The organism is Psychrobacter sp. FME5 (assembly GCF_014861375.1).
In the GTDB taxonomy this organism is placed as follows: Bacteria; Pseudomonadota; Gammaproteobacteria; order Pseudomonadales; family Moraxellaceae; genus Psychrobacter.
This window is the reverse complement of sequence record NZ_RRYX01000028.1, coordinates 1-22,363: the sequence shown is the minus strand read 5'-3', so window position 1 is coordinate 22,363 and position 22,363 is coordinate 1. Positions and strand designations below refer to the sequence as shown.

Here is a 22,363-nt window from a genome sequence, read left to right as displayed (position 1 = left end):
GTGGGTAAAGGGTTTAGGGTAATATTAAGATAGATTGAGAGTGATGCTATTGATTCAAATCAACCAGCCCAATCATCACACCCATCTCTTTTTTATCATGTTTATCAATACTAGGCGCATATAATGCTGAAGCAATCCCGCCATCTAAAAATAAAGCATTTGGACAGTTTAAGTCATCCTTAAAAAGCTCGGCAAACTGATAAAAGGTCACAGGCTCTTCACTATTGACAAACTGCACGCTGCCATCACTACAAACACCGGCACCATTGCGCGGTTTAATAGAGGTGCTATCACGGTTAAACTGCGGATGAATCTCGTTATTAATAACCAGCATAGGTCCTGATTGAGTTGCATACCAGGGCTGCGCTTTACCATTTTTAAGCTGCTCATTTAAGGCGTTGCTTTCGGTGATTTTGACGTCGCCAGATTTATCCCACCACATTACCCCATTGGGCAATAGATGAAAATTGCCGCCACCTTCTTTGATATTTAACGTACGAATCTCTTCGCCTTCGATGACGGTATAGCCAATAGGCGCGTAACTCTCGTTATACATACCAGCATTCATGGCAAAATTCAGCGTCTGATCTTTGGGCATGGTCGTCAATAACTTATCAAAAGTCAGTAACGGCTTCGTACTATCGGGTGGTTGCCAAAATAGTTGCAACGAGTAACGATCACCCATCAGCGCCTGAGCCTTAATACTGCACGCGCTATAAGTAAACGGTGAGGCATGCGATTGGCAAGACCAGTTTTCTGTATCACTGATAATCGCATCTTTGTTTAGGTCATCTGCTGGCTGGCAGGCGCTGATGCTTAAAGCGAGCAGCGCTACTGTCAGTAAAGAAGAAGGTAATGTGAAAATAGAGCTTAGCTTCATAGAATTTAGCATCGATGGCTTGTCTTTGTTATGGCGTTGGAGCTTCTCTGTTTGAATGGCTCATTCATACTTAGTCGTCTATAGAGGGAATCTCGCGAAAAGTGTTATTAACATTACCGATTAATCGTCCACCGTCAGTAATGTTTGCGAAACTCCCCAGACCTTGCTCCGTTGGCGCACTGGTTTCTTTGCCTTTATCACGCGAGTCTTTATTATAAGCAATCAGGGCATCGTTGTTGGCTAAGAAGCTATCAGGGGTTGCCATGACCCACATTTGATTGAATACGTCTGCGCGGGCGCTACTATTAAGTAGTGCTTCATTATCGGCGAAATAGAAGAATTTGGATAAAAGTTTTATTTGTCCATCGTCTAGACGACGAGCAATATGATACGGTTGCAACTGGCTGGGATGTTGTAGACCAACCGCGCCAACAATACTGGCCAGTGATTTAAGCGTGTTTTTATGAAAACTTGCGACGCGCTCAGCCTTACTGGGTACATCTAAGGCTTTTTGACGATAAGGGTCTTGGGTCGCAACCCCAGTTGGGCAAGTGTTAGTATGACATGAGCGCGACTGAATACAGCCAACCGCAAACATAAAGCCACGTGCCGAGTTACACCAATCAGCACCTAAGGCAATCATACGAGCGATATCAAAACCAGAAACGATTTTACCGCTGACGCCAAGCTTAATCTTGTCACGAATGCCTGCACCGACTAAGGTATTGTGAACCAACATAAACCCTTCTACCATCGGCATGCCGACGTTATCCATAAACTCAACTGGCGCTGCACCAGTACCGCCTTCCGCACCATCAATGACAATAAAGTCAGGGTAGTTATTAGTCTCTATCATGGCTTTGACAATCGCCATAAACTGCCAAGGTTGACCGATACAGAGTTTAAACCCAACAGGTTTACCCTCTGATAATTCACGCAGCTGCTGCCAAAAAGCGACCAGCTCAAGCGGCGTACTAAAAGCGGTATGAGAAGAGGGTGAAACGCAATCCTGCCCGAGTGGCACTTGGCGCGTTTCCGCAATTTCTACCGTTATTTTTTCTGACGGTAGCACACCGCCTTGACCAGGTTTAGCGCCTTGTGAGAGTTTAATCTCAATCATTTTAACTTGCGGATCGACGGCTTTTTCGGCAAAAGACTGTGGGTCAAAATTACCGTGTTCGTCGCGGCAACCAAAATAACCCGTACCCAGTTCCCAAATCAAATCGCCACCAAACTTACGATGGTAAGGACTGATAGCCCCTTCACCGGTATCATGAGTAAAACCGCCCAACTTTGCACCTTGGTTAAGTGCCATAATGGCATTGGCAGATAAACTACCAAAGCTCATTGCTGAGATATTAAATACCGACATATCATACGGCTGTTGACACTGCTCGCCACCAACCATGATACGAAAGTCTTTATTCTCTAAAGGCTGACTGACGGCCGATTGCAAAAACCATTCTTTACCATGCGCATATAAATTATCTAGCGTACCAAAGGCATTGGTGTCACTGACGTTTTTGGCACGCTGATAAACCAACGCACGCTGCTGGCGTGAAAAAGGTACCTGTTCTTTGTCGTTTTCTAGTAAATATTGACGAATCTCAGGCCGAAAATCCTCAAGTACATAACGAATATGTCCAGCAACGGGATAGTTTCTCAATATGGCATGTTTTGATTGTAGAAGGTCATAAATCCCCAGACATACCCCCAATCCACTAAGAATGATTAGCCACCATTTCATCAATAGCAGCCCTGCCAAAAATATCAATATAGCAGCGCCAAAGGTACTATAGCGCAGTAATAGACCGACGAGGTAAGGAGCGTCAAGTGTGGGCTTAGGGTTTAGATTGGTACGAGATTGGGGCATAGTATCGCTCAACTATAAAACATAGAAAGTAGAAATATATAATAAAGTAGAAATATAAAAATCAAAAAACGCGATAATTATTAATGATAGAAAAAGCAGCGTGCCTCAAGCATTGATATAGAGGACGACTGGTTTTATCTTAACTTATAATTAACGCGCATATTGTACGCTTATAATATCACGGCTTAGAGATAATTGAGTAACGGTATGCTAATGTAGGTTTTGTAACGAAGGGATTTTTACGCTTACTGATAACCAACGCAGCCATTTATCTTTCGAAAGCTGGCTTTGCAGGAATGCGTATGGTAGACGATATTAAAAATAAAATTGAAACCGACTGTCAGTGTCTGGTGGTAAGGTTTAAATAGTGCTTTGTGACCAGTGACGTGTAGGGGCATGAGGTGTAAAAAAAGCGTCTGCCCGCAACGCGTAGTCGACACTACAGTATATTTTCAACCCCCTGCTGTGTAAGTTTGGGGTCTGACACTCGCCCAGTCGGCCCCAAAGGGGTCGTCTATGCACTTAGAGTAAGTACATAGAAAATACTAACATTATGGGTTTATCGTTATTCCACAAGGTCAATTTGCCAGTTATTGGCTTGAATAACAATGTTAATTTTGCGAAGTTTCATTGCGATGTCGTCGGCTTGTTTTTGTAACCCTGCAACTGAGACCATAATATTCCATTTAATTTCACGATGGCTGTAACGGTCACTCTCAGTGTCAGTTGCCTCAATCGCTTCATTCAAAAGCTTATGGCGCATCTCTAACGTATCACGCTCGACCAATAACATCAGCATCGATTGATCTTTATCTGTCTTAGCGATGGCATTGGTACGATGAATACGCTCAATCAAAACGGCCAACTCAGTAATGATTTGGCTAGCATCGATCATCAGCGCATTTGGATCTTCGCTTGGCGTATCGCCTTCTTGAACTTTAACGTTGCTGCGAATACGCCCTTTGAGCTGGGCGAGCTTTTTTTGCATGTCGCTACGGGTCAGTAGAGCTTCTGCGAGTTTCATTTTGGTTTCCTGTTATTTTTAATCATTATTTATTTTGCTTTGACAATATTGCTGGTACGCCTTTTTTATTTGACTCTCATTTTCTAATATTGTTTTGTGAGTGGGCGTCATAGAGATTCATTTATGAAAAGTGGTAACATCAGTGGTAATCATTAACTGATTGAGTCGCTCATTACCATCATTATTTAGTTGTAGTAAATACTAATACTGTACGAGTTAGGATATGACGTTATCATTAACGGTTCTAATTTTGCGGACAGCCTTTTACTCTCTATACTAGGGCGTGTCTGTATCGAAATAATAGCAGAAACTTCTAGTATAGAGAGTAGTCTAACAAATCAAGGAGAAACATATGGCAAATTCTACCAGCGCACGTTTTGATTGGGAAGATCCTTTTTTACTACGTGACCAGCTCACCGAAGAAGAGCGTATGGTAGCGGATAGCGCGCGTCAGTTTTTTCAAAAAGAGTTGATGCCGAACATTATCAGTGCCAATCGCAACGAGCATTTTGACCGTAATATCATGCGCCAAATGGGTGAGATGGGTTTGCTTGGCATGACGATTGACGGCTATGGCTGCGCAGGATTGTCGAGTGTGGCTTATGGTTTGGTCGCCCGCGAAATCGAAGCGGTAGATTCAGGCTACCGCTCAGCGATGAGTGTGCAATCAAGTTTGGTCATGCATCCGATTTGGGCGTATGGCACTGAAGAACAGAAAGAAAAATATCTCCCTAAACTTGCGACTGGCGAATATGTTGGCTGTTTTGGTTTGACCGAGCCAGACTCAGGTTCAGACCCCTCATCGATGTTGACGCGTGCGCGCGCAGTCGATGGCGGCTATGAGCTGACGGGTAATAAAATGTGGATTACCAATAGTCCGATTGCTGATGTGTTTGTCATTTGGGCGAAAGATGACGAAGGTAAGATACGAGGTTTTATCTTAGACAAAGGTATGAAAGGGCTGTCAGCGCCAAAGATTGAAGGTAAGTTCTCGCTACGTGCATCCGTTACTGGTGAGATTGTAATGGATAAAGTGTTCGTACCTGAAACCAATGCTTTCCCAGATATACGCGGTCTAAAAGGCCCGTTTGGCTGTCTAAATAAAGCCCGCTATGGTATCGCTTGGGGTTCGATGGGTGCGGCTGAATTCTGCTGGAAAGCGGCTCGTCAATATACCCTTGATCGTAAGCAGTTTGACCGTCCGCTTGCGGCAACGCAGTTGGTACAGTTAAAACTTGCCGATATGCAAACAGAGATTAGCTTAGGTCTCCAAGCTGCGCTGCGTGTCGGTCGTTTAATGGATGATAACCAAGCCACACCTGAGATGATTTCGCTGATTAAGCGTAATAACTGTGGTAAGGCGCTTGATATTGCTCGCGTGGCCCGTGATATGCATGGTGGTAATGGTATCTCTGACGAATATCACGTCATTCGCCATGTGATGAATTTAGAAGCGGTGAACACTTATGAAGGTACACATGATATTCATGCGCTTATCTTAGGCCGTGCACAGACTGGCATTCAAGCGTTTTCATAGTTTTTAGGTCGAGTTTATCTGGAGTGTCACTAGGGCGTGTCCTCATTTTAAAATGGTGAGAGAAGTGTTAGTGAGGGTTGCGAATGGCGTCTGATGCTTCCTATAATAATGGTTGTGATTGATAATTGCTTTACCAATATTTCACCAATAACTATAAATAAGATCAACGCCAAGGAGCGTTTTATGTCTAAAAATACATTAAAACTATCGAACCCAAGTTTACTCAAACAGCAGTGTTTTATTAAGGATGGCTGGCACGAAGCCAGTGATAATGATAATGGCAACAACAGTGCCACTATCGAGGTCAGCAATCCCTTTACTGGGGAGGTTATTGGTACTGTACCAAGCCTGAGCAAAGAGGATGTCAATGAAGCGGTTGCGTATTCTCATGATGCGCAGACAGCTTGGGCGGCAAAAACGGCACAAGAGCGTAGCGAGCTGCTACAAAAATGGTCAGACCTCATCGATGCCAATAAAGAAGATTTAGCGATTATTATGACCGCTGAACAAGGAAAGCCTTTGACTGAGTCACGCGGCGAAATTGGCTATGCCAATAGCTTTATTCGTTGGTTTAGCGAAGAAGGCAAGCGCGTTTATGGCGACACCATTCCTGCTAATAAATCGCAACTGCGCCATGTCATTTTAAAGCAGCCAATTGGTGTTTGTGCGGCGATTACTCCTTGGAACTTTCCAGCAGCGATGATTACACGTAAAGCTGCGCCTGCACTCGCATCAGGCTGTACCATGATTATCAAGCCTGCCTCCGAAACACCATTTTCTGCCTTGGCATTGGGTGTATTAGCAGAGCAAGCCGGCATTCCAGCAGGTGTCATTCAGGTGGTGACTGGGAAATCATCAGTCATCGGTGATATTTTAACCAGTGACGTCCGAATCCAAAAACTCTCCTTTACTGGCTCGACGGAAGTGGGGCGTACATTAATGGCGCAATGTGCACCAACTGTCAAAAAACTGTCATTAGAGCTTGGTGGTAACGCACCATTTATTGTCTTTGATGACGCTGATTTGGAAAAGGCGGCTGAAGGCTTAATCGCTTCTAAGTACCGTAATGCGGGTCAAACCTGTGTCTGTGCCAACCGAGTCTATGTCCAAGATAGCATCAAAGATAAATTTTTAGAAATTTTTGTCAAAAAAGTAACTGAGCTCAAAGTCGGTAATGGCATGGACGAAGGTGTCGATATTGGACCGCTCATCAATAAAGATGGCTTAGAAAAAGTACAAGCATTATTAAAAGATGCACTTGATAAAGGCGCAAAAATTGTCACTGGTGGCGATACAAATCCTGCCTCGGCACTGAGTTTTAACCCGACGGTCATTACGGATTTGAGTACCGACATGGAGATTGCCAGCGAAGAAATATTTGGCCCTATCGCAACGATATTTATCTTCTCAGACGAAGAAGAAGTGATTCGTAAAGCCAATGACACTATCTATGGTCTTGCCGCTTACTTCTATAGTAGCGATTATGCCCGCTCATGGCGCGTGACTGAAAGTTTGGAGTACGGCATCGTCGGCCATAACACAGGTTTAATCTCTACAGAAGTAGCGCCTTTTGGCGGGGTAAAACAATCAGGCTTTGGTCGTGAAGGCTCAAAATATGGTATTGAAGAATATGTTGTAACTAAATACTGGTGTTCTGATATTAGTTAAGCTGTTTTAGCCTAAAAAATAACCGTTTATTTTAAAATGGCATATGAAACTAAGTTAATAAAAAAGTCTAGCGTTGGACGTTAGGCTTTTTTATATGGTCAGTGAAAAGTAATATTGAAAGCTATTCTTCAAGATTTTTATCTTTTGTTACTAACGAGTCGCCATGTTTCAGCAGTGATTTTTTAGCCTCAATAGGTTTGGGCTCTAAAGTTTTAGTCGCTGGCGTAGGCTTATCTTTGTCAACCGTCTTTTTTTTACTAAGAACAATCGGTTTAATAGGTTCTTTATGAACCAGACGATCAGAAGGCTTATCAAAAGGTTGGATGGTTGGTTTAAGGCTCTTTTTGATTCTTTTTTCCGCTAGAACATCCGTGGCTGTTTGTTCTTCTGCTAATGACAAATCATACAAGCCTTGATACACGGCAAGCGTTTCTTCAATCATCTCACGCATAGTAAATTGAGTGGTTATCTCAGGGCGTGTCACGCTTTCTAGCTGATTTCTCACTGATTTACATAGCGCTTTGGCATTGTATTTTTTTACCAATCCTTGCGGGTAGAGCGGTTGTAGAATTTCACTAAACGCCGCTTGGTCCCAACCAATTACTGGCGTTCCCAAGTGAATGGCTTGCAGGGCATTGATGCCGATAGGTTCGGGTTCGTTGGCAAGTGCCATCACGATATTGGCTGCTGACAACCACTCGCGCATGTCGTTGCGTTTGCTGCCCACATAGGTAATACGCTCAGCCAAGCCCAGTGTATTGGTGCGTTGACGGAAGTCTTCATGCGCCACATCACCATCTCTATAATCCTCATCCATAATAATGACGTGGATATTAGGGAATTGCTCTTGCAAGTTACCCAAAATATCAATCAACCATTCTTGACCGTATTCATTGCCAATAATGGTTGGAAATACCAGCCACTTTTTATGCTCAAGCTCAGGGTATTCAGCAAAGGTATGCCGCAGCCAATAAACAGAAGGATTGTGCCGATAAGGATAGCGGCGGGTATCGATGCCACGGTAGATGCGCTTAATCACTTTAGGCTCAAGCTCTTCGCGGCGCAGTCCTTTTTTTAGATAGTTGGTCACACTATCAGAGACTGTGATAATCGTATCGACATCGAGCAGGGCTTGCGAGTATTTATTGATGGGGTAAAAGCCATACATGGTCGAGATCAGTTTTGGCATACGTTTGACACGTGCGCGGCGTAGTGCCAAGTGTAGTATCCATGCAGGCGTGCGCGAGTGCACATGAATGATGTCAGGATTGTATTTTTCAATCAGACGGCGCAATGCCGCGACTTGCAATAAAGACAACCAGGATTTTTTATTCATATATAACTGGTGGTAGTTATTGCCATCACGCTTCAGGCGTATGACCAATTCATTGTCTTCATCAGCACTAGAGACAATAATTGAAGTATGATCATTTTTGACCAATGCGCGGCCAAGATGAAAAATGCCGCGCTCGGATTCATCATGCTTTAAAGACGACAGTAAGCGCATAACTTTCATAGTGGCATTGATGACCAGTTAATAATATCAAGTTGCTATTGTCAGTTAAAAGCGGTCAAAACTCAACCATCAAGATAAAAAGATAGGATTAGGTTATTGGTTTCTGCCCTCTTTGATGTTAACGATCATAAAGTAGCCTTACCAAAAATGCTGATAGCGCTGCTCGCTCATGCTCACTATGAATATTAGCGGGATGTTGAGTTTCCCTTGTAGTCGTTCGTAATTTATGGTTGCCATAAGCGCAGATTACCAATTCATTTATAAGCTATTATTTTAGAAAAATGGCTTGCAAGTCACTGTAATTATTAGAGAAATATTGATTTTATGCGACAACTGTTGTCGTGCTATTTATGAGGTTTTTAATTAAAGGAGCAGGGGTTAGGCAAGGTTTGAACCACTTCTTCTGAGAAGTGTTTTTTGACAATTAGACGTCCTTTTTTATCAAACTCAACATTGTACTTGGGATAAATCGCAGATTCACTATTGCTATGAGTTGAAGGTAAAGCCATCTCTTTATCCGAGAAAAAATGACGGGCAATCCAGAGTTTTTGATCATTGTCATATTCAACACTACACCGACTTTTTAGATCAAAATCAAAGTATAGATCAAAATTTTGTTTTTTATCCCCACGACCAAATAGTATATTAGCTCCGCATGAACTACCACAGCCGATATAGACATGATAAGTATCTTTATCGACTCTTTTGAGCGAAGTATGGTTCCAGCCGTAACCACCCATGTCATCCATAATTACAGTTTCTATTATGGTGCCATCATTTAACGTTTCGCTTTTAAGGATATAACCATCATCACAATATTCATGACCGTCTTTACTCATATATGCAGTACAAATTTTCGACATATAAAAGCTATCGTCAAATTTTGGTTCGGTGGCTTCAGCCCAAGATGTAGAACTCAAGAGACAGCCGTAAATGATAAAAATCAATGAATAAAGAAAAGAAGGTTTATACATGCAAACAACAACCAGATATTTGTTTTGGATTAAAAGCACTATAGCAAAAGGTTGGTTGTTAAGGAATAAAGTGCACGTATAAAAAAGGCCTTGCTCACTAGAAAAATAGCGCGCAAGACCTTTTATTGATTTTTAAGATTTTATGCTGTATTTATTGCACTTTGGCGCGTATGACCACAGTCTGTGCAGCATTTGGACTCAGGTCAACCAAGTTCCACTTAAGGCCAGAGTAGTTCTCTTTGACAACCACTGTATTACCTACTTGCTGAATGGTTTGGTATGTATCGCCGCCAGTGGTTGCAAGCGTTGGTAGCGGGCTATTCAACGATACTAATCTCACGCCATTTGGCAACGAAACCATGGCATTAATATCAGTCACAGGCTGCGCGGTGGTATTGGTATAAGTCGTATGATATTCAATAATATCACCAGGCGCGATATGGTTGGCAGGAACTGCTACCTCACGTCCATCGCTGTTTTTAAGGATTTTCATCACTTTGGTTTGAGCGTTGACGATATCAGGCATATTAAAGGTGGGTGTGAGTTGTATGGTGTCTATAGTAGTTGTCGTCGATACATTAGCATTAATAACGGGCAATTGGCTAGCAGGCGTGACAGGCAATACTTGCGTTACTGTACTCGCCGTCGGCACGGCTATCACATCGACTCTGTTGGTTTGATTGGTCGCCTTATTTGTTACAGGTACGCTCGTGACAGTGGTGCTACCTTGAGAGATGACTGTATTGTCGTTAGTACCTTGACGAACGACATAACGCGGCACATTGCTGACTTGAGTGATCGAAAAAGGCATACCGTCTTGCATGGTAATACCGTTAGACGTCGCATTAATAGTGGTGTTTTTGCCGTCAGAGTACTGTTCAACCACGGTGGTACTATCGCCAGCAGACGGATTAATGGCTACTTCAGTAGCGGCATTTGCTGATGACAGAGCCAGTACTGTACCGGCCAAAATCGCCGATACTGCCGTGAATGTGGCTGTTTTTTGCAAACCAGTTGAGCGATTCATAGTAGTGGTCATAATAAAGTCCTTTAAAGGTACCGTCAGTAAAGCAGGTATAAGTATACTTATACCATTCACAAAAATTAGAATGGCAAGGAAAACGAGTTCAAGTACTACGCCTTGTAGACTAAACGAGTCTGACACAGCCAATCTTACTTTTTGGGTTTGGTATTAGATAAACAAAACCCCCGTTAAATGACACTACAGAGCAGGCCAAATAACGAGGGTCGAGGGGATAGTGATAACAGTAATAAATAGCCAAACGATACAAGCTGTTTATCAAAGCATGCTATCAAACTATAAAATTACCGATTTATCCGTCATTATTTTAATGAATAGCTAAGCATGCGCCATGCGCCTAATTATTTAGCCATTTCAACTCAACAATTATGCGCTAAAACGGATTAAATAGAACAGCTGCATTGTGTAACTGCCGTCCTATAAACAATGATTTTTTGTGTGCTTTACTTTATTTACTTCTTAAAAGAATTACTATTTTACTGACTATAAAAGCTAAAAAATCCAATTAAATTAATCGTATATGACTTTCATAATTTCGTATTCGACCACGCCTTTTGGGGTTTCGATACGTACTTCATCGCCTTCGAATTTGCCAATTAAACCACGGGCAATCGGTGAGTTGACAGAGATTTTACCCGCTTTAAAGTCAGCTTCATCGTCGCCAACGATTTTATATTGTTTCTCTTCTTCGGTGTCCATATTTTCGATAACGACGCTCACGCCGAATATGATACGACCGTCTTTTGGCAAAGTCGCAGTATCGATGACTTGAGCACCGCCTAATTTGGCTTCGATATCGCGGATACGTGCTTCACAAAACCCTTGCTGTTCACGGGCAGCATGGTATTCAGCATTTTCTTTTAAGTCGCCGTGTTCGCGAGCTTCAGCGATAGCGGCTGTGATACGAGGACGGTCGACACTTTTTAACTGTTTGAGTTCAGTTTCTAAAGCAGCATGTCCTTGTGGAGTCATGGGGTAACGTTGCATATTTTTTCCTTAAACCAATAACACCACACCACCTCCTACTCTTAGCGAATAGTGAGATGGTGTCAGCGTTGTAGCAATGAGTATGAAGTATAAAAAGAGTAAGGTTTAGACTGCGTAATAGGCAAAGGTAGAGTCATGCTTGAGCGTACGACGCTTAAGCTGAGGTGCACTTAACCTTACGTAATAAAAAGCATAGTCGCAGTTCAGCCACTATGCTTTTTAGGTCTATTTCTTTAAAAGTGTCGTTTTTTTAAAGCATTATTATCATATCAAAATCAATAACAAGTTTCGCATTGGCTTTTAATTTAGCCTAGCGATTAGGCTTAATCTACTGAAATTATGCAGCCAAGTCAATAGAGTTAAACGATAGTCTTCGCTTGTTCATGCAAATCTTGCAGCTTATAAACGTCAAATGGCAAGTCAATCGCGTAAGATTTACAAACCGCATCCGCCGCGCCTAGGGTGGTGACATAGAATACCTTGCCTTGTAGCGCGCTACGGCGAATAGAGAAAGAATCCTCTTGTGCCTGCTTGCCTTCGGTGGTGTTGATAATCATGTCGATTTTGCCATTTTTTAAGGCATCAACGATGTGTGGGCGACCTTCGGTAACTTTATTGATTTGCTTACATTCGATACCATTTTCTGCCAATACTTTTTGGGTACCAGTAGTAGCAACGATATTAAAGCCAAAGTCGATAAGCTGACGGGCGATAGGCGCCACTTGCTCTTTATCGCTATCACGTACTGAGATAAAGATGGTTTTGTTTTCGCCTTCGGTTGGCAAACCTGGCAGACGCTCATTACTACCGATGACGGCCTTGTAAAAAGCTTCGCCAAAAGTTTTACCAACGCCCATGACTTCACCGGTTGATTTCATCTCAGGGCTTAAGATTGGGTCAACACCTGGGAATTTGGCAAATGGGAATACCGCTTCTTTGACCGCATAGAATGCAGGTACGATTTCAGTGGTAAAGCCTTGATCTTTTAGCGAGGTGCCCGCCATACAACGCGCGGCGATTTGCGCTAGTGATGTACCGATGCATTTAGACACAAACGGTACGGTACGTGCAGCGCGTGGGTTGACTTCAAGGATATAAACGGTTTCACCTTTTACAGCAAATTGCACGTTCATTAGACCGACAACACCAAGCTCTTTTGCCATGGCAATCGTTTGCGCGCGCATGACGTCACACAATTCATCAGACAACGAGTAGGGTGGCAATGAGCATGCTGAGTCACCAGAGTGTACGCCTGCTTGTTCGATATGCTGCATGATACCGCCAATTACCACGTCTGTACCGTCGCTAACACAGTCCACATCGACTTCGATCGCATCGTCTAAGAAACGATCTAACAATACTGGCGCTTCGTTTGATGCTTGTACAGCGGTGCGCAGATAATGTCTTAACTCGTCTTCGTTGTAGACAATTTCCATCGCGCGACCACCGAGTACATAAGAGGGGCGTACGACCAATGGATAACCCACGTCTTTTGCTTTTATCAAGCCGTCTTCTAAGCTCGTGGCCAAGGCATTGGTTGGTTGAATAAGGTTTAATTGTTGAATCATATGTTGGAAGCGTTCGCGATCTTCTGCGCGGTCAATCGCATCAGGGCTAGTACCGATTATTTTGACCCCAGCAGATTCTAAAGCGCGCGCCAGTTTCAATGGTGTTTGACCACCAAACTGCACAATCACCCCATCAGGATTTTCGATACGCACAATTTCTAATACGTCTTCAAGCGTAATTGGCTCAAAATATAGACGGTCAGAGGTGTCATAATCGGTTGAAACGGTTTCAGGGTTACAGTTGACCATGATGGTCTCATAACCGTCTTCGCGCATCGCAAGTGCCGCGTGGACACAGCAATAGTCAAACTCGATACCTTGACCGATACGGTTAGGACCACCACCGATAACCATGATTTTTTTGTTATCCGTTGGGTTGGCTTCACATTCACTATCATACGTTGAGTACATATAAGCGGTACTGGTGGCAAATTCTGCCGCGCAGGTGTCGACACGCTTATAGACTGGATAAACGTTTAAGTCCCAGCGTTTTTTACGTAGCTGCTTTTGTGACACACCAAGCAACTTCGCCAAACGTAGGTCAGATAAGCCTTTACGCTTAAAGCTACGTAAGTTTTTCTCGTTCAAACCGCCAAAGCCTAGTGCTTTAACCGTTGCTTCAGTGTTAACGATATCTTCGATTTGCACCAAGAACCATGGGTCGATTTTGGTTAAGTTAAACACCTCATCGACGCTCATACCAATACGGAAAGCATCAGCAATATAATAAATGCGTTCAGGGGTTGGAATGGTCAAGCGATTGGTAATCTCGCTACGGGCTTTTTCAATGCTTACTTTTGATAAGTCGATTTGCTCATCAAAACCATCATTGCCGGTTTCCATACCACGCAGTGCTTTTTGCATGGATTCTTGGAAGTTACGACCAATCGCCATCACTTCACCAACCGACTTCATTTGTGTTGATAATGCACTATCGGCTTGTGGAAATTTTTCAAAGTTAAAACGAGGTATTTTAGTGACGACATAATCAAGCGCAGGCTCGAAGCTGGCTGGCGTTTTGCCACCAGTAATGTCATTTTGCAATTCATCTAACGTATACCCAATGGCCAGTTTGGCAGCGATTTTGGCAATCGGGAAGCCAGTGGCTTTTGATGCCAATGCTGATGAGCGTGAAACGCGTGGGTTCATCTCGATAACGACCATACGACCGGTCTCAGGGTTGATACCAAACTGGACGTTTGAGCCGCCTGTTTCAACACCGATTTCACGCAGTACTGCTAATGAAGCATTACGCATGATTTGGTATTCTTTGTCGGTCAAAGTTTGTGCTGGCGCGACGGTGATAGAGTCGCCGGTATGCACGCCCATTGGATCAAAGTTCTCAATCGCACAGATGATGATGCAGTTGTCGTTTTTGTCACGAACCACTTCCATTTCATACTCCTTCCAACCGATTAATGATTCATCGATAAGGAGTTGATGGTTTGGCGATAAGTCAAAACCGCGCTCACAAATTTCGATAAATTCATCACGGTTATACGCGATACCGCCGCCGGAACCGCCCATGGTAAATGACGGACGAATGATACACGGATAGCCCATTTTTTCTTGGGTAATAAACGCTTCTTCCATGGTTTCAGCGGTTTCAGCGCGCGGACATTCAAGGCCGATACGCTTCATGGCTTTATCAAATAAGTTGCGGTCTTCTGCCATCTCGATTGAATCTTTGGTCGCACCAATCAGCTCGCAGTTGTATTTGGTTAATACGCCGTGCTTGTCCAATTCGAGCGCACAGTTTAGCGCCGTCTGTCCGCCCATGGTGGGCAAGATTGCGTCAGGACGTTCTTTGGCAATGATTTGCTCAACCGTCTGCCAAGTAATCGGCTCGATGTATGTCGCATCAGCCATGACAGGGTCGGTCATGATGGTCGCTGGGTTTGAGTTGACCAAGATGACGCGATAACCTTCTTCTTTTAGCGCTTTACAGGCTTGGGCACCTGAATAATCAAATTCACACGCTTGACCGATGACGATAGGGCCTGCGCCAATGATAAGAATGCTTTTTATGTCGGTACGTTTTGGCATAGTTAGGGCTACCTTCGTTAGTATGATGTTTTAATTGATTGATAATTCGGATAAAACTGTGTTTGAACAGTGCTATATTTTAAAAAGCTATATCTTAATAAAACAATGTTATTTTGCGTGGATCAGCTTAAACCATCGTTCGTGATCTAAGCTGTATAACGAATATATGCTGTTTGCTAATGGCTTATAGTTAAAAGTTATTTAGCCGCTGCCATCAACTCTGCAAATTTATCAAACAGTGGCGCGGCATCATGCGGACCAGGGCTGGCTTCAGGGTGACCTTGGAAGCTAAAGACAGGCTTATTGGTCAGCTCAATACCTTGGTTAGTACCGTCAAACAACGAGCGATGGGTCGACTTAACGTTGTCTGGCAAGGTGTCTTCATCAACCGCAAAACCATGATTTTGACTGGTAATCATAACCGTACCAGCAGCTAAATCTTGTACTGGATGGTTGGCACCATGATGACCAGTTTTCATTTTGATGGTGTTTGCGCCGCTGGCAAGACCAATCAGCTGATGACCTAAGCAGATACCAAAGGTTGGAATATCCGTTTCTTCAATGATATGACGTACCGCATCGATAGCATAGTCACAAGCAGCAGGGTCGCCAGGACCATTTGATAAGAAGATACCGTCTGGATTCATTTTGATAACGTCAGCAATAGGCGTTTGCGCTGGTACCACTGTCACATGGCAACCACGGTCTACTAGCATACGTAGAATGTTGGTTTTGCTGCCAAAGTCATAAGCGACTACATTGTATTTTGCTTCAACATGGCTGCCAAGCTGTTTAAAGAAGCCGCCCGTACCGCTATCATGGCTGCCAGGTATATCACGGTTAAGCAGCGTATCTGATAAATCCCAGCTACCGGCTGTCCACTCAAACGTCGTCGGTGTACAGCATTCTTTTGCTAAGTCCATGCCTTCTATGCCAGCGAATTCTTGCGCCAGTTTAATCGCTTGTTGCTCATCGTCGCTGCTAATCGTTTCACCATTAGAAGCAGTCATGATACAACCGTTTTGCGCCCCTTTATCACGTAGCAAGCGAGTCAGCTGACGTGTATCGATATCAGCGATAGCGACCGTGTTATGATTTTGTAGGTAATCGCTCAGTGATTCTGAGTTACGGAAGTTTGAGGTGACCATCGTCGCATCGCGGATGATAAGACCGTCAGCCCAGACTTTATGACCGTTGCCAGATTCAGTATCTTCAGCGTTGGTACCGGTATTACCGATGTGCGGATAGGTGAGGGTGACGAGCTGACGTGCGTAACTTGGGTCGGTGAGAATCTCTTGATACCCTGTCATGGCTGTATTAAAAACCACCTCACCGACACGATGACCGAGACTGCCGATACTCAAACCATGAAAAATCGTACCGTCTGCTAGTGCCAAAATTGCTTGTATTTCTGTCGATGAATTCAAGGGTTGTTGCCTCCGCTGTTATTAGTGAGTGCCATGATTTTAATGATGAAAATTTTGCGCTAAAATAGCCTTTTATCTCTATTTAACTGCTGCTAAATAACAATAAAAAAAGAGCCAGAGCCAAAATTTTTCCACAAAAAAGCGAGAAGACATTATTGATGGAAACTACAAAACCCACTAGATAGTGAATAGGTAACTTGCATCATGTCCGCTCGCTTTGGCACAGATTTTGCGCATTATACTAGAGTTTTGCGTTAAGGGCTAGCATCTTAACTAGAGATAGGCTAATAAAATGCATATACAACCTAAAGCTTGCTTATTTATTCATAATACCTGTTATTTATTAAAAATTTGCCTCAGTTATTAATAGCATTTCTAAACGAATAAAAACTATAGAACGAATAAAAATCAGTAACAGCTTTAAAAATTATAATGAACCGATAAGCCGTAGTAATCTGGAGATAGGTTAGTGGCGATATGCAGTTGATCATCATAATAGCTTTTTGTTAAATACATGCTACTGGCAACCCCTAGAGCTGCACCAGCCAATACATCAACCGTATCATGTTCATCGGCTTCGACACGACTATAGGCAACAAAGCCTGCACTAATATAAGCAGGAATGCTATATTCTAAACCATAGCGTTTATGAATAAAGCTAGCACCTTGAAAAGCCCTTGAGGTATGACCAGAGGGAAAAGATTTATCATCGCTGCCATCAGGTCGTTCTTTATCAATCATCGTCTTTAAGGCATAAGTAGCGGCAACATTGGTAGCAAATGAGTAGTAAAATTGCTGTCGACCCTCTTTATCATCCATATAATAAGTGCTACCGTAAGCAACGGCAGGTATGGCAAAGGATAGAATGTCTCCTGCTTGTTCAATACCAGAGCTATTGGCTGCATGAGCAGGGGTAGCGACAATGATGCTACTGGATAACAATATAATCGCTGAATGTTTTTTGCTGATCATGGCGGCGAGCCTAAATAGGGTTTATTGGCGGCATTATACTATAGTCAGTTCCATGTAAAAACGACACAGTAGGGCTGGAATGAATTTTTCATAGCCTCTGTCGGCGTAAGCACAGCAAGCTAGAAAAATTTATAGCAGTCGTACGTTATCACCTAATGTATCTGTTTTTATCGAGTATCGACTATACAGAACAGAGCTTTTATTTTTGAATGTTCAACACGGCCTAAGCTTTACGATTATCGGGCTTTACAACATATTTTTATAAAAAATAACGACTAAGGATAGATTATGATTTATCAATATTTAGATAAGGTGCCTGAATTTGCAGTACCTTTTAATGGTTGGGTGGCAGATTCCGCGCAAGTCATGGGTGATGTATATTTGGGTCATCAAGCCAGTATTTGGTTTGGCGCGGTGCTGCGTGGCGATAACGAGCGTATCCATATCGGTGATTATAGTAACGTCCAAGAAAACAGCGTGATTCATACCGACGCAGGGATTGAGGTTAAAATCGGCAACTATGTGACGATTGGTCATTTAGCGATGCTGCATGGCTGTGAAGTCGGTGATAATAGCTTGATTGGAATTGGTGCTGTGGTTTTAAATAACGCCAAAATCGGTAAAAACTGTATCATTGGTGCCAAAGCCTTGGTTACAGAAGGCAAAGAGATTCCAGATAATTCGCTGGTGATGGGTGCCCCTGCAAAAGTGGTTAAGACATTAACCGACGAGCAAGCAGCGATGTTAAAGCTATCAGCCATGCATTATGCGGAGCGTTGTCAGCAGTTTAAAACAGGCTTAACAGAGATAGCGATGCCTGATTAATTGTTAGCGCAGTAAGAAGGGTTTTATCAAAACAATAGGATAGTATGATAATAGCCTATCCTCTTTATGTCTTTTATAGCGCTTTATAGTTGTACGTCATGGTGATAAATGCACCGAGTTTTATACCATAAGCATCATAATCAGCCAAATAATTGCAAAGATAATAATACCGATGATAAGTCCGCGAAATATATCATGGCGTATAGAGTGGTCACTAAGATAAGTGTTGTTGCCTGTTTTGTCGATGTTTAAAGCATTGACGCTCTCAGCACCAGCGCTTTTACCAACGATGAAACCTATTAACGCGCCAAGCACTAACATAAATGGGGTAAATAGCCAAAATATATCGCCATTGCCCATACCGGCTATTGAGCGAATGACCACGATGGCAAGGTCGATAAGTAGGCCGCCAAAACCGTACAGTAGTGCATTTAAGAGCGCATACAGTATGCGGTCTAAAGGCGACTGATAGCTCTTACCTAATTGACGTCGTCTGATTTCTCTGATTGAGCGAGCAGGGCGTCGTGGTCTATTAAGCGAAGCGGTTTTATCATTAGACGCTTTCATGAAATTCTCTATTTTTATTATTAAGTAGATTAAAGGCACGCTAAAGCAAATAATTTACCATAGTTTTGTTCGGTGAACAGTAGTGTTCTCGAAAAGTATTTATATTAAAGTCTATTCAGAAACTATCAACATCAAAGATTATAATTTTACACCACAATAATAAGGCTCCACTATGCAAGCGACACAAGCACAGAACTCGCAAAAAGAACTGGCGTTATTTGATTTAGACCATACTTTACTCGATGTCGATAGCGACTATCTATGGGGCGAGTATATCGTCAAGCAAAACCTCGTCGATGAAGCTGAGTATCGCACGGCCAATCAGAAGTTTTATCAAGATTATATCGAAGGCACGCTTGATGCGACGGAATATAATGAATTTGTGGCGCAGTTCTTGAGTAGCTTACCAATGGACAAGCTCCATGCGCTGCGAGAAGACTATATTAAAAGTGAAATTGAGCCACATATTCGCCCAAAAGCGATGGAAGTGCTGTGTCAGCATATCGAAAAAGGTCATAATGTGGTGATTATTTCGGCAACCAATGACTTTGTGGTTTCGGCGATTGCCAAGCGCTTTGGTGTAGCAGATGCCAATGTGTTATCGACCCCACTTGAGATACAAAATGAGCGCTATACGGGCAAGTTAACTGATAAGCCAAATTTTAAAGAAGGGAAGATTTACCATTTAGATAAGTGGCTCAATAAACAGCAATTGGCTGGTATTACCTTTGATAAGACTTATGCCTATTCAGATTCCAAGAATGATATTCCGCTGCTCGAATGGGCAGATGTGGCTATCTGCGTGTCACCCGATGAGGCGCTACAGGCGCATGCGTTAGCCCATCGCTGGGCAGTTGAAGATTGGTCAATTTAGGCTGTTTTAATGATGAGCAATAAGAAATAATCAACCATTTAACCTCAATCTCATTTAAAATAGCACCAGATTCGTTGGCTATTTATCTTAAAAACACAGGAACCTTTATGGAAATTAATCCGTATCAAGAACAAATCAAAGATTTATCAGAGCGTGGGCAGGACTTGCGGAGGTATCTTTGACTTCGATGGTAAGCAAGAACGCTTGGAAGAAGTCAACCTAGAGCTAGAAAATCCTGAGCTATGGAACGATCCAGAGCGTGCGACCAAAATTAATAAAGAAAAAAGCCAGCTTGACGGTGTTATCGACGTCGTAGTGTCGCTTGAGACCACCTTAGAAGATGCGTCTGCGATGCTAGAGTTAGCCGAAGAAGCAGAAGACGAATCACTGCTTGCTGATGTGCAAGCCGAGCTCGACAATGCTGAGAAGCGCGTGGCTGATTTAGAGTTCCGCCGCATGTTTAGCGGTGAGATGGATCCGAACAACTGCTATTTAGATATTCAATCGGGCAGTGGCGGCACAGAAGCGCAAGACTGGGCAGAAATGCTGCTGCGCATGTATACACGCTGGGCAGAAGCGCATAACTTTAAAGTTGATGTGATTGAAGTATCATCTGGCGGTGTTGCTGGCATTAAATCAGCGACGATTGAGATTAAAGGCGATTATGCTTTTGGTTGGTTGCGTACCGAAATCGGCGTCCATCGCCTCGTACGTAAATCCCCATTTGATAGTAATAACGGTCGCCATACGTCATTTGCTGCCGTATTTGTCTCACCTGAAGTCGATGATAATGTCGAGATTGATATCAATCCGGCTGACTTACGCACGGACACTTACCGCTCATCAGGTGCAGGTGGTCAGCACGTCAATACCACTGATTCTGCGGTACGTATTACTCATGAACCGACAGGCGTGGTGGTGACCTGCCAAAACGAGCGTAGCCAACATGGTAACAAAGCCACGGCAATGAAAATGCTGCGTGCCAAGTTATATGAGCTTGAGATGCAAAAACGCATGGAATCACAGCAAGCGGTCGAAGACAATAAATCTGACGTCGGCTGGGGCAGTCAAATTCGCTCTTATGTACTGGATGATTCACGTATCAAAGACTTACGCACGGGCGTTGAAACCTTTAATACGGGTGCTGTACTGGATGGTGATTTGGATCAATTTATTGAAGCCAGTTTAAAGGCTGGATTGTAGTTGACACTATTAATATTGAAAGCAAGTGACATACATAAATTATGTCATGCATGATGTAATAAAGAACACTCAACTCCGTTGTTCGCAAGCTCTCAAAGTCGTTCGCTTAGCTTTATTAAATCAAGCCTAAAAAGGGTGTGCTGTACTTATATAAAGCTAAATTTAGTTTATTCTCTGAAATAAATATAGTTTAAGGAAAATTATGCCAAGCGTTAATCATTATTTTGATAATAAAGTCACTTCTATTGCCTTTCAAACGGCTACTAGGCCTGCGACCGTTGGTGTTATGGAGATTGGTGAATATGAATTTGACACCAGTGAGTTTGAAACCATGAGTGTAGTCAGCGGTGCATTAACAGTAAAGCTGCCAGAAAGCGATGAGTGGCAGACTTTTAATGCTGGCGAGCAATTTACCGTTGAAGCCAATCAGAAGTTCAACGTTAAAATTGATGTCGAAAGCGCTTATCTATGTGTATATGGTAAATAGCTACTTCTCACGCTAGGGCGTGTACTCAATTCAAGCGATTGTATCTAAATGGGCTAAAAATGGCTAAATTTTGCTAAATATCGTCAAATAGCTGATTAATATCCCGATATTATTTGCGCTATTTTCCTCGTTTGACTGCAATTTATCTCATTTTTATAACCATTTTTAAAATGAGGACACGCCCTAGTGTAATCGTTAAAAAAACGCCAAGTTTATGCTTGGCGTTTTTTTTGTATTTTACACATCGATTACATTTTGGCCGTGGCAAACACATAGCAAATACTGCTGTAGTTAACTATGCTAAAACAACTATTTTATTAAATGAGTGTTTTTATGGCGACGTTAAATGAACAGATAAATACGCCAGATGTGCGCCATGATTATGAGCATTTAGCGCGCTTGGCGAATTTGCGCTACGTTAGCGATGATGAGCTTGGGTTTACGCGCAGACGTTGGGGGCGCGGTTTTACGTATCGAGATGCGACTGGTAAAACGGTCAAAGACAAGGCACTGCGTCAGCGTTTTGATGCGTTAGTAATACCGCCCATGTGGTCAGAGGTTTGGATATGCCAAGATGAAAAAGGACATCTACAATCGACAGGTCGTGATGACAAAGCCCGTAAGCAGTATCTGTATCATCCAGAATGGAATCGCGTGCGTGATCAGGCTAAGTTCGATGCGATGATAGGTTTTGCCGAGGCGCTGCCTAATCTACGAGCGCAAGTTGAAAAAGACTTAGAAGCAGAAGAGTTATCCCATGATAATGTGCTAGCAGCAGTGGTTAAATTATTAGAGACGACGTTAATTCGTATTGGAAATAGCCGCTATGCAAAACTCATAGGACTTACGCAACAATCAGTCTAGGCGAGCGTAACTGCTCGCAGAGATAGTCA

General features: G+C 42.9%; 18 protein-coding genes. 7 read left to right on the top strand and 11 right to left on the bottom strand.

The window, feature by feature from the left end:
• Positions 1–46: 46 nt before the first annotated feature.
• The 3 genes from EI161_RS06005 to EI161_RS05995 all read right to left on the bottom strand — a co-directional run bounded on the left by EI161_RS06005 (position 47) and on the right by EI161_RS05995 (position 3,777).
• Entirely contained in the window at positions 47–892 is an 846-nt protein-coding gene (locus EI161_RS06005; protein WP_192529223.1) for a phosphodiester glycosidase family protein, read from the bottom strand.
• A 58-nt stretch (positions 893–950) separates the two neighbouring features.
• Complete coding sequence (locus EI161_RS06000) at positions 951–2,753, bottom strand: FMN-binding glutamate synthase family protein (protein WP_192529222.1); 1,803 nt, start codon at positions 2,751–2,753, stop codon at positions 951–953.
• Between the two features lie 565 nt (positions 2,754–3,318).
• Complete coding sequence (locus tag EI161_RS05995; protein WP_192529221.1) at positions 3,319–3,777, bottom strand: DIP1984 family protein; 459 nt, start codon at positions 3,775–3,777, stop codon at positions 3,319–3,321.
• Positions 3,778–4,129: 352 nt separating this feature from the next.
• On the opposite strand from EI161_RS05995, the gene EI161_RS05990 reads away from it, so the two are divergent.
• On the top strand, positions 4,130–5,314 hold the full coding sequence (locus tag EI161_RS05990) for an acyl-CoA dehydrogenase (protein WP_192529220.1): 1,185 nt from the start codon (positions 4,130–4,132) through the stop codon (positions 5,312–5,314).
• 183 nt (positions 5,315–5,497) lie between these two features.
• Complete coding sequence (locus tag EI161_RS05985) at positions 5,498–6,982, top strand: NAD-dependent succinate-semialdehyde dehydrogenase (protein ID WP_192529219.1); 1,485 nt, start codon at positions 5,498–5,500, stop codon at positions 6,980–6,982.
• A gap of 121 nt (positions 6,983–7,103) precedes the next feature.
• Here the strand turns inward: EI161_RS05985 and EI161_RS05980 are convergent, their stop codons facing one another.
• From EI161_RS05980 to EI161_RS05950, 7 genes are all read right to left on the bottom strand, one after another.
• Entirely contained in the window at positions 7,104–8,498 is a 1,395-nt protein-coding gene (locus EI161_RS05980) for a glycosyltransferase (protein ID WP_225735248.1), read from the bottom strand.
• A 359-nt stretch (positions 8,499–8,857) separates the two neighbouring features.
• Complete coding sequence (locus EI161_RS05975; RefSeq protein WP_192523239.1) at positions 8,858–9,418, bottom strand: hypothetical protein; 561 nt, start codon at positions 9,416–9,418, stop codon at positions 8,858–8,860.
• A 205-nt stretch (positions 9,419–9,623) separates the two neighbouring features.
• Positions 9,624–10,511 carry a hypothetical protein gene (locus tag EI161_RS05970; protein WP_192523240.1) on the bottom strand — a complete coding sequence of 296 codons (888 nt, stop codon included), beginning with the start codon at positions 10,509–10,511 and terminating at the stop codon, positions 9,624–9,626.
• Between the two features lie 513 nt (positions 10,512–11,024).
• Positions 11,025–11,501: a transcription elongation factor GreA gene (gene greA / locus EI161_RS05965; protein WP_192523241.1), complete on the bottom strand. Its 477-nt coding sequence runs from the start codon at positions 11,499–11,501 to the stop codon at positions 11,025–11,027.
• 359 nt (positions 11,502–11,860) lie between these two features.
• The gene (gene carB / locus EI161_RS05960) at positions 11,861–15,115 is read right to left on the bottom strand and encodes a carbamoyl-phosphate synthase large subunit (protein ID WP_192523242.1); all 3,255 of its coding nucleotides are present in this window, start codon (positions 15,113–15,115) and stop codon (positions 11,861–11,863) included.
• Between the two features lie 197 nt (positions 15,116–15,312).
• On the bottom strand, positions 15,313–16,542 hold the full coding sequence (gene carA / locus EI161_RS05955) for a glutamine-hydrolyzing carbamoyl-phosphate synthase small subunit (RefSeq protein WP_192523243.1): 1,230 nt from the start codon (positions 16,540–16,542) through the stop codon (positions 15,313–15,315).
• Between the two features lie 420 nt (positions 16,543–16,962).
• Positions 16,963–17,514, bottom strand: coding sequence for a phosphatase PAP2 family protein (locus EI161_RS05950; RefSeq protein WP_192523244.1), 552 nt, complete (start codon positions 17,512–17,514; stop codon positions 16,963–16,965).
• A gap of 288 nt (positions 17,515–17,802) precedes the next feature.
• Between EI161_RS05950 and EI161_RS05945 the strand changes: the two genes are divergently transcribed.
• Positions 17,803–18,339, top strand: a complete 537-nt coding sequence (locus EI161_RS05945; RefSeq protein WP_192523245.1) for a gamma carbonic anhydrase family protein — start codon at positions 17,803–17,805, stop codon at positions 18,337–18,339.
• A gap of 120 nt (positions 18,340–18,459) precedes the next feature.
• Here the strand turns inward: EI161_RS05945 and EI161_RS05940 are convergent, their stop codons facing one another.
• Positions 18,460–18,906: a hypothetical protein gene (locus EI161_RS05940; protein ID WP_192523246.1), complete on the bottom strand. Its 447-nt coding sequence runs from the start codon at positions 18,904–18,906 to the stop codon at positions 18,460–18,462.
• A 172-nt stretch (positions 18,907–19,078) separates the two neighbouring features.
• Between EI161_RS05940 and EI161_RS05935 the strand changes: the two genes are divergently transcribed.
• From EI161_RS05935 to EI161_RS05920, 4 genes are all read left to right on the top strand, one after another.
• On the top strand, positions 19,079–19,780 hold the full coding sequence (locus tag EI161_RS05935) for an HAD family hydrolase (RefSeq protein ID WP_192523247.1): 702 nt from the start codon (positions 19,079–19,081) through the stop codon (positions 19,778–19,780).
• Positions 19,781–19,887: 107 nt separating this feature from the next.
• A protein-coding gene (gene prfB / locus EI161_RS05930; protein WP_192523248.1) for a peptide chain release factor 2 occupies positions 19,888–20,983 on the top strand; the annotation gives its coding sequence in 2 pieces (ribosomal slippage) (positions 19,888–19,959 and positions 19,961–20,983; 1,095 coding nt in all).
• Positions 20,984–21,185: 202 nt separating this feature from the next.
• Positions 21,186–21,470, top strand: a complete 285-nt coding sequence (locus EI161_RS05925; protein WP_192524978.1) for a pyrimidine/purine nucleoside phosphorylase — start codon at positions 21,186–21,188, stop codon at positions 21,468–21,470.
• A 333-nt stretch (positions 21,471–21,803) separates the two neighbouring features.
• Positions 21,804–22,334, top strand: a complete 531-nt coding sequence (locus tag EI161_RS05920; protein ID WP_225735247.1) for a hypothetical protein — start codon at positions 21,804–21,806, stop codon at positions 22,332–22,334.
• Positions 22,335–22,363 lie beyond the last annotated feature (29 nt).

Coding starts and splice junctions, on each gene's coding strand:
- EI161_RS05920 (WP_225735247.1), top strand. CDS start 21,804: ATGGCGACGTTAAATGAACAGATAAATACGCCAGATGTGCGCCATGAT.
- EI161_RS05950 (WP_192523244.1), bottom strand. CDS start 17,514: ATGATCAGCAAAAAACATTCAGCGATTATATTGTTATCCAGTAGCATC.
- EI161_RS05940 (WP_192523246.1), bottom strand. CDS start 18,906: ATGAAAGCGTCTAATGATAAAACCGCTTCGCTTAATAGACCACGACGC.
- EI161_RS05945 (WP_192523245.1), top strand. CDS start 17,803: ATGATTTATCAATATTTAGATAAGGTGCCTGAATTTGCAGTACCTTTT.
- EI161_RS06005 (WP_192529223.1), bottom strand. CDS start 892: ATGCTAAATTCTATGAAGCTAAGCTCTATTTTCACATTACCTTCTTCT.
- EI161_RS05985 (WP_192529219.1), top strand. CDS start 5,498: ATGTCTAAAAATACATTAAAACTATCGAACCCAAGTTTACTCAAACAG.
- EI161_RS05970 (WP_192523240.1), bottom strand. CDS start 10,511: ATGACCACTACTATGAATCGCTCAACTGGTTTGCAAAAAACAGCCACA.
- EI161_RS06000 (WP_192529222.1), bottom strand. CDS start 2,753: ATGCCCCAATCTCGTACCAATCTAAACCCTAAGCCCACACTTGACGCT.
- EI161_RS05925 (WP_192524978.1), top strand. CDS start 21,186: ATGCCAAGCGTTAATCATTATTTTGATAATAAAGTCACTTCTATTGCC.
- carB (WP_192523242.1), bottom strand. CDS start 15,115: ATGCCAAAACGTACCGACATAAAAAGCATTCTTATCATTGGCGCAGGC.
- EI161_RS05990 (WP_192529220.1), top strand. CDS start 4,130: ATGGCAAATTCTACCAGCGCACGTTTTGATTGGGAAGATCCTTTTTTA.
- EI161_RS05980 (WP_225735248.1), bottom strand. CDS start 8,498: ATGAAAGTTATGCGCTTACTGTCGTCTTTAAAGCATGATGAATCCGAG.
- EI161_RS05935 (WP_192523247.1), top strand. CDS start 19,079: ATGCAAGCGACACAAGCACAGAACTCGCAAAAAGAACTGGCGTTATTT.
- EI161_RS05995 (WP_192529221.1), bottom strand. CDS start 3,777: ATGAAACTCGCAGAAGCTCTACTGACCCGTAGCGACATGCAAAAAAAG.
- greA (WP_192523241.1), bottom strand. CDS start 11,501: ATGCAACGTTACCCCATGACTCCACAAGGACATGCTGCTTTAGAAACT.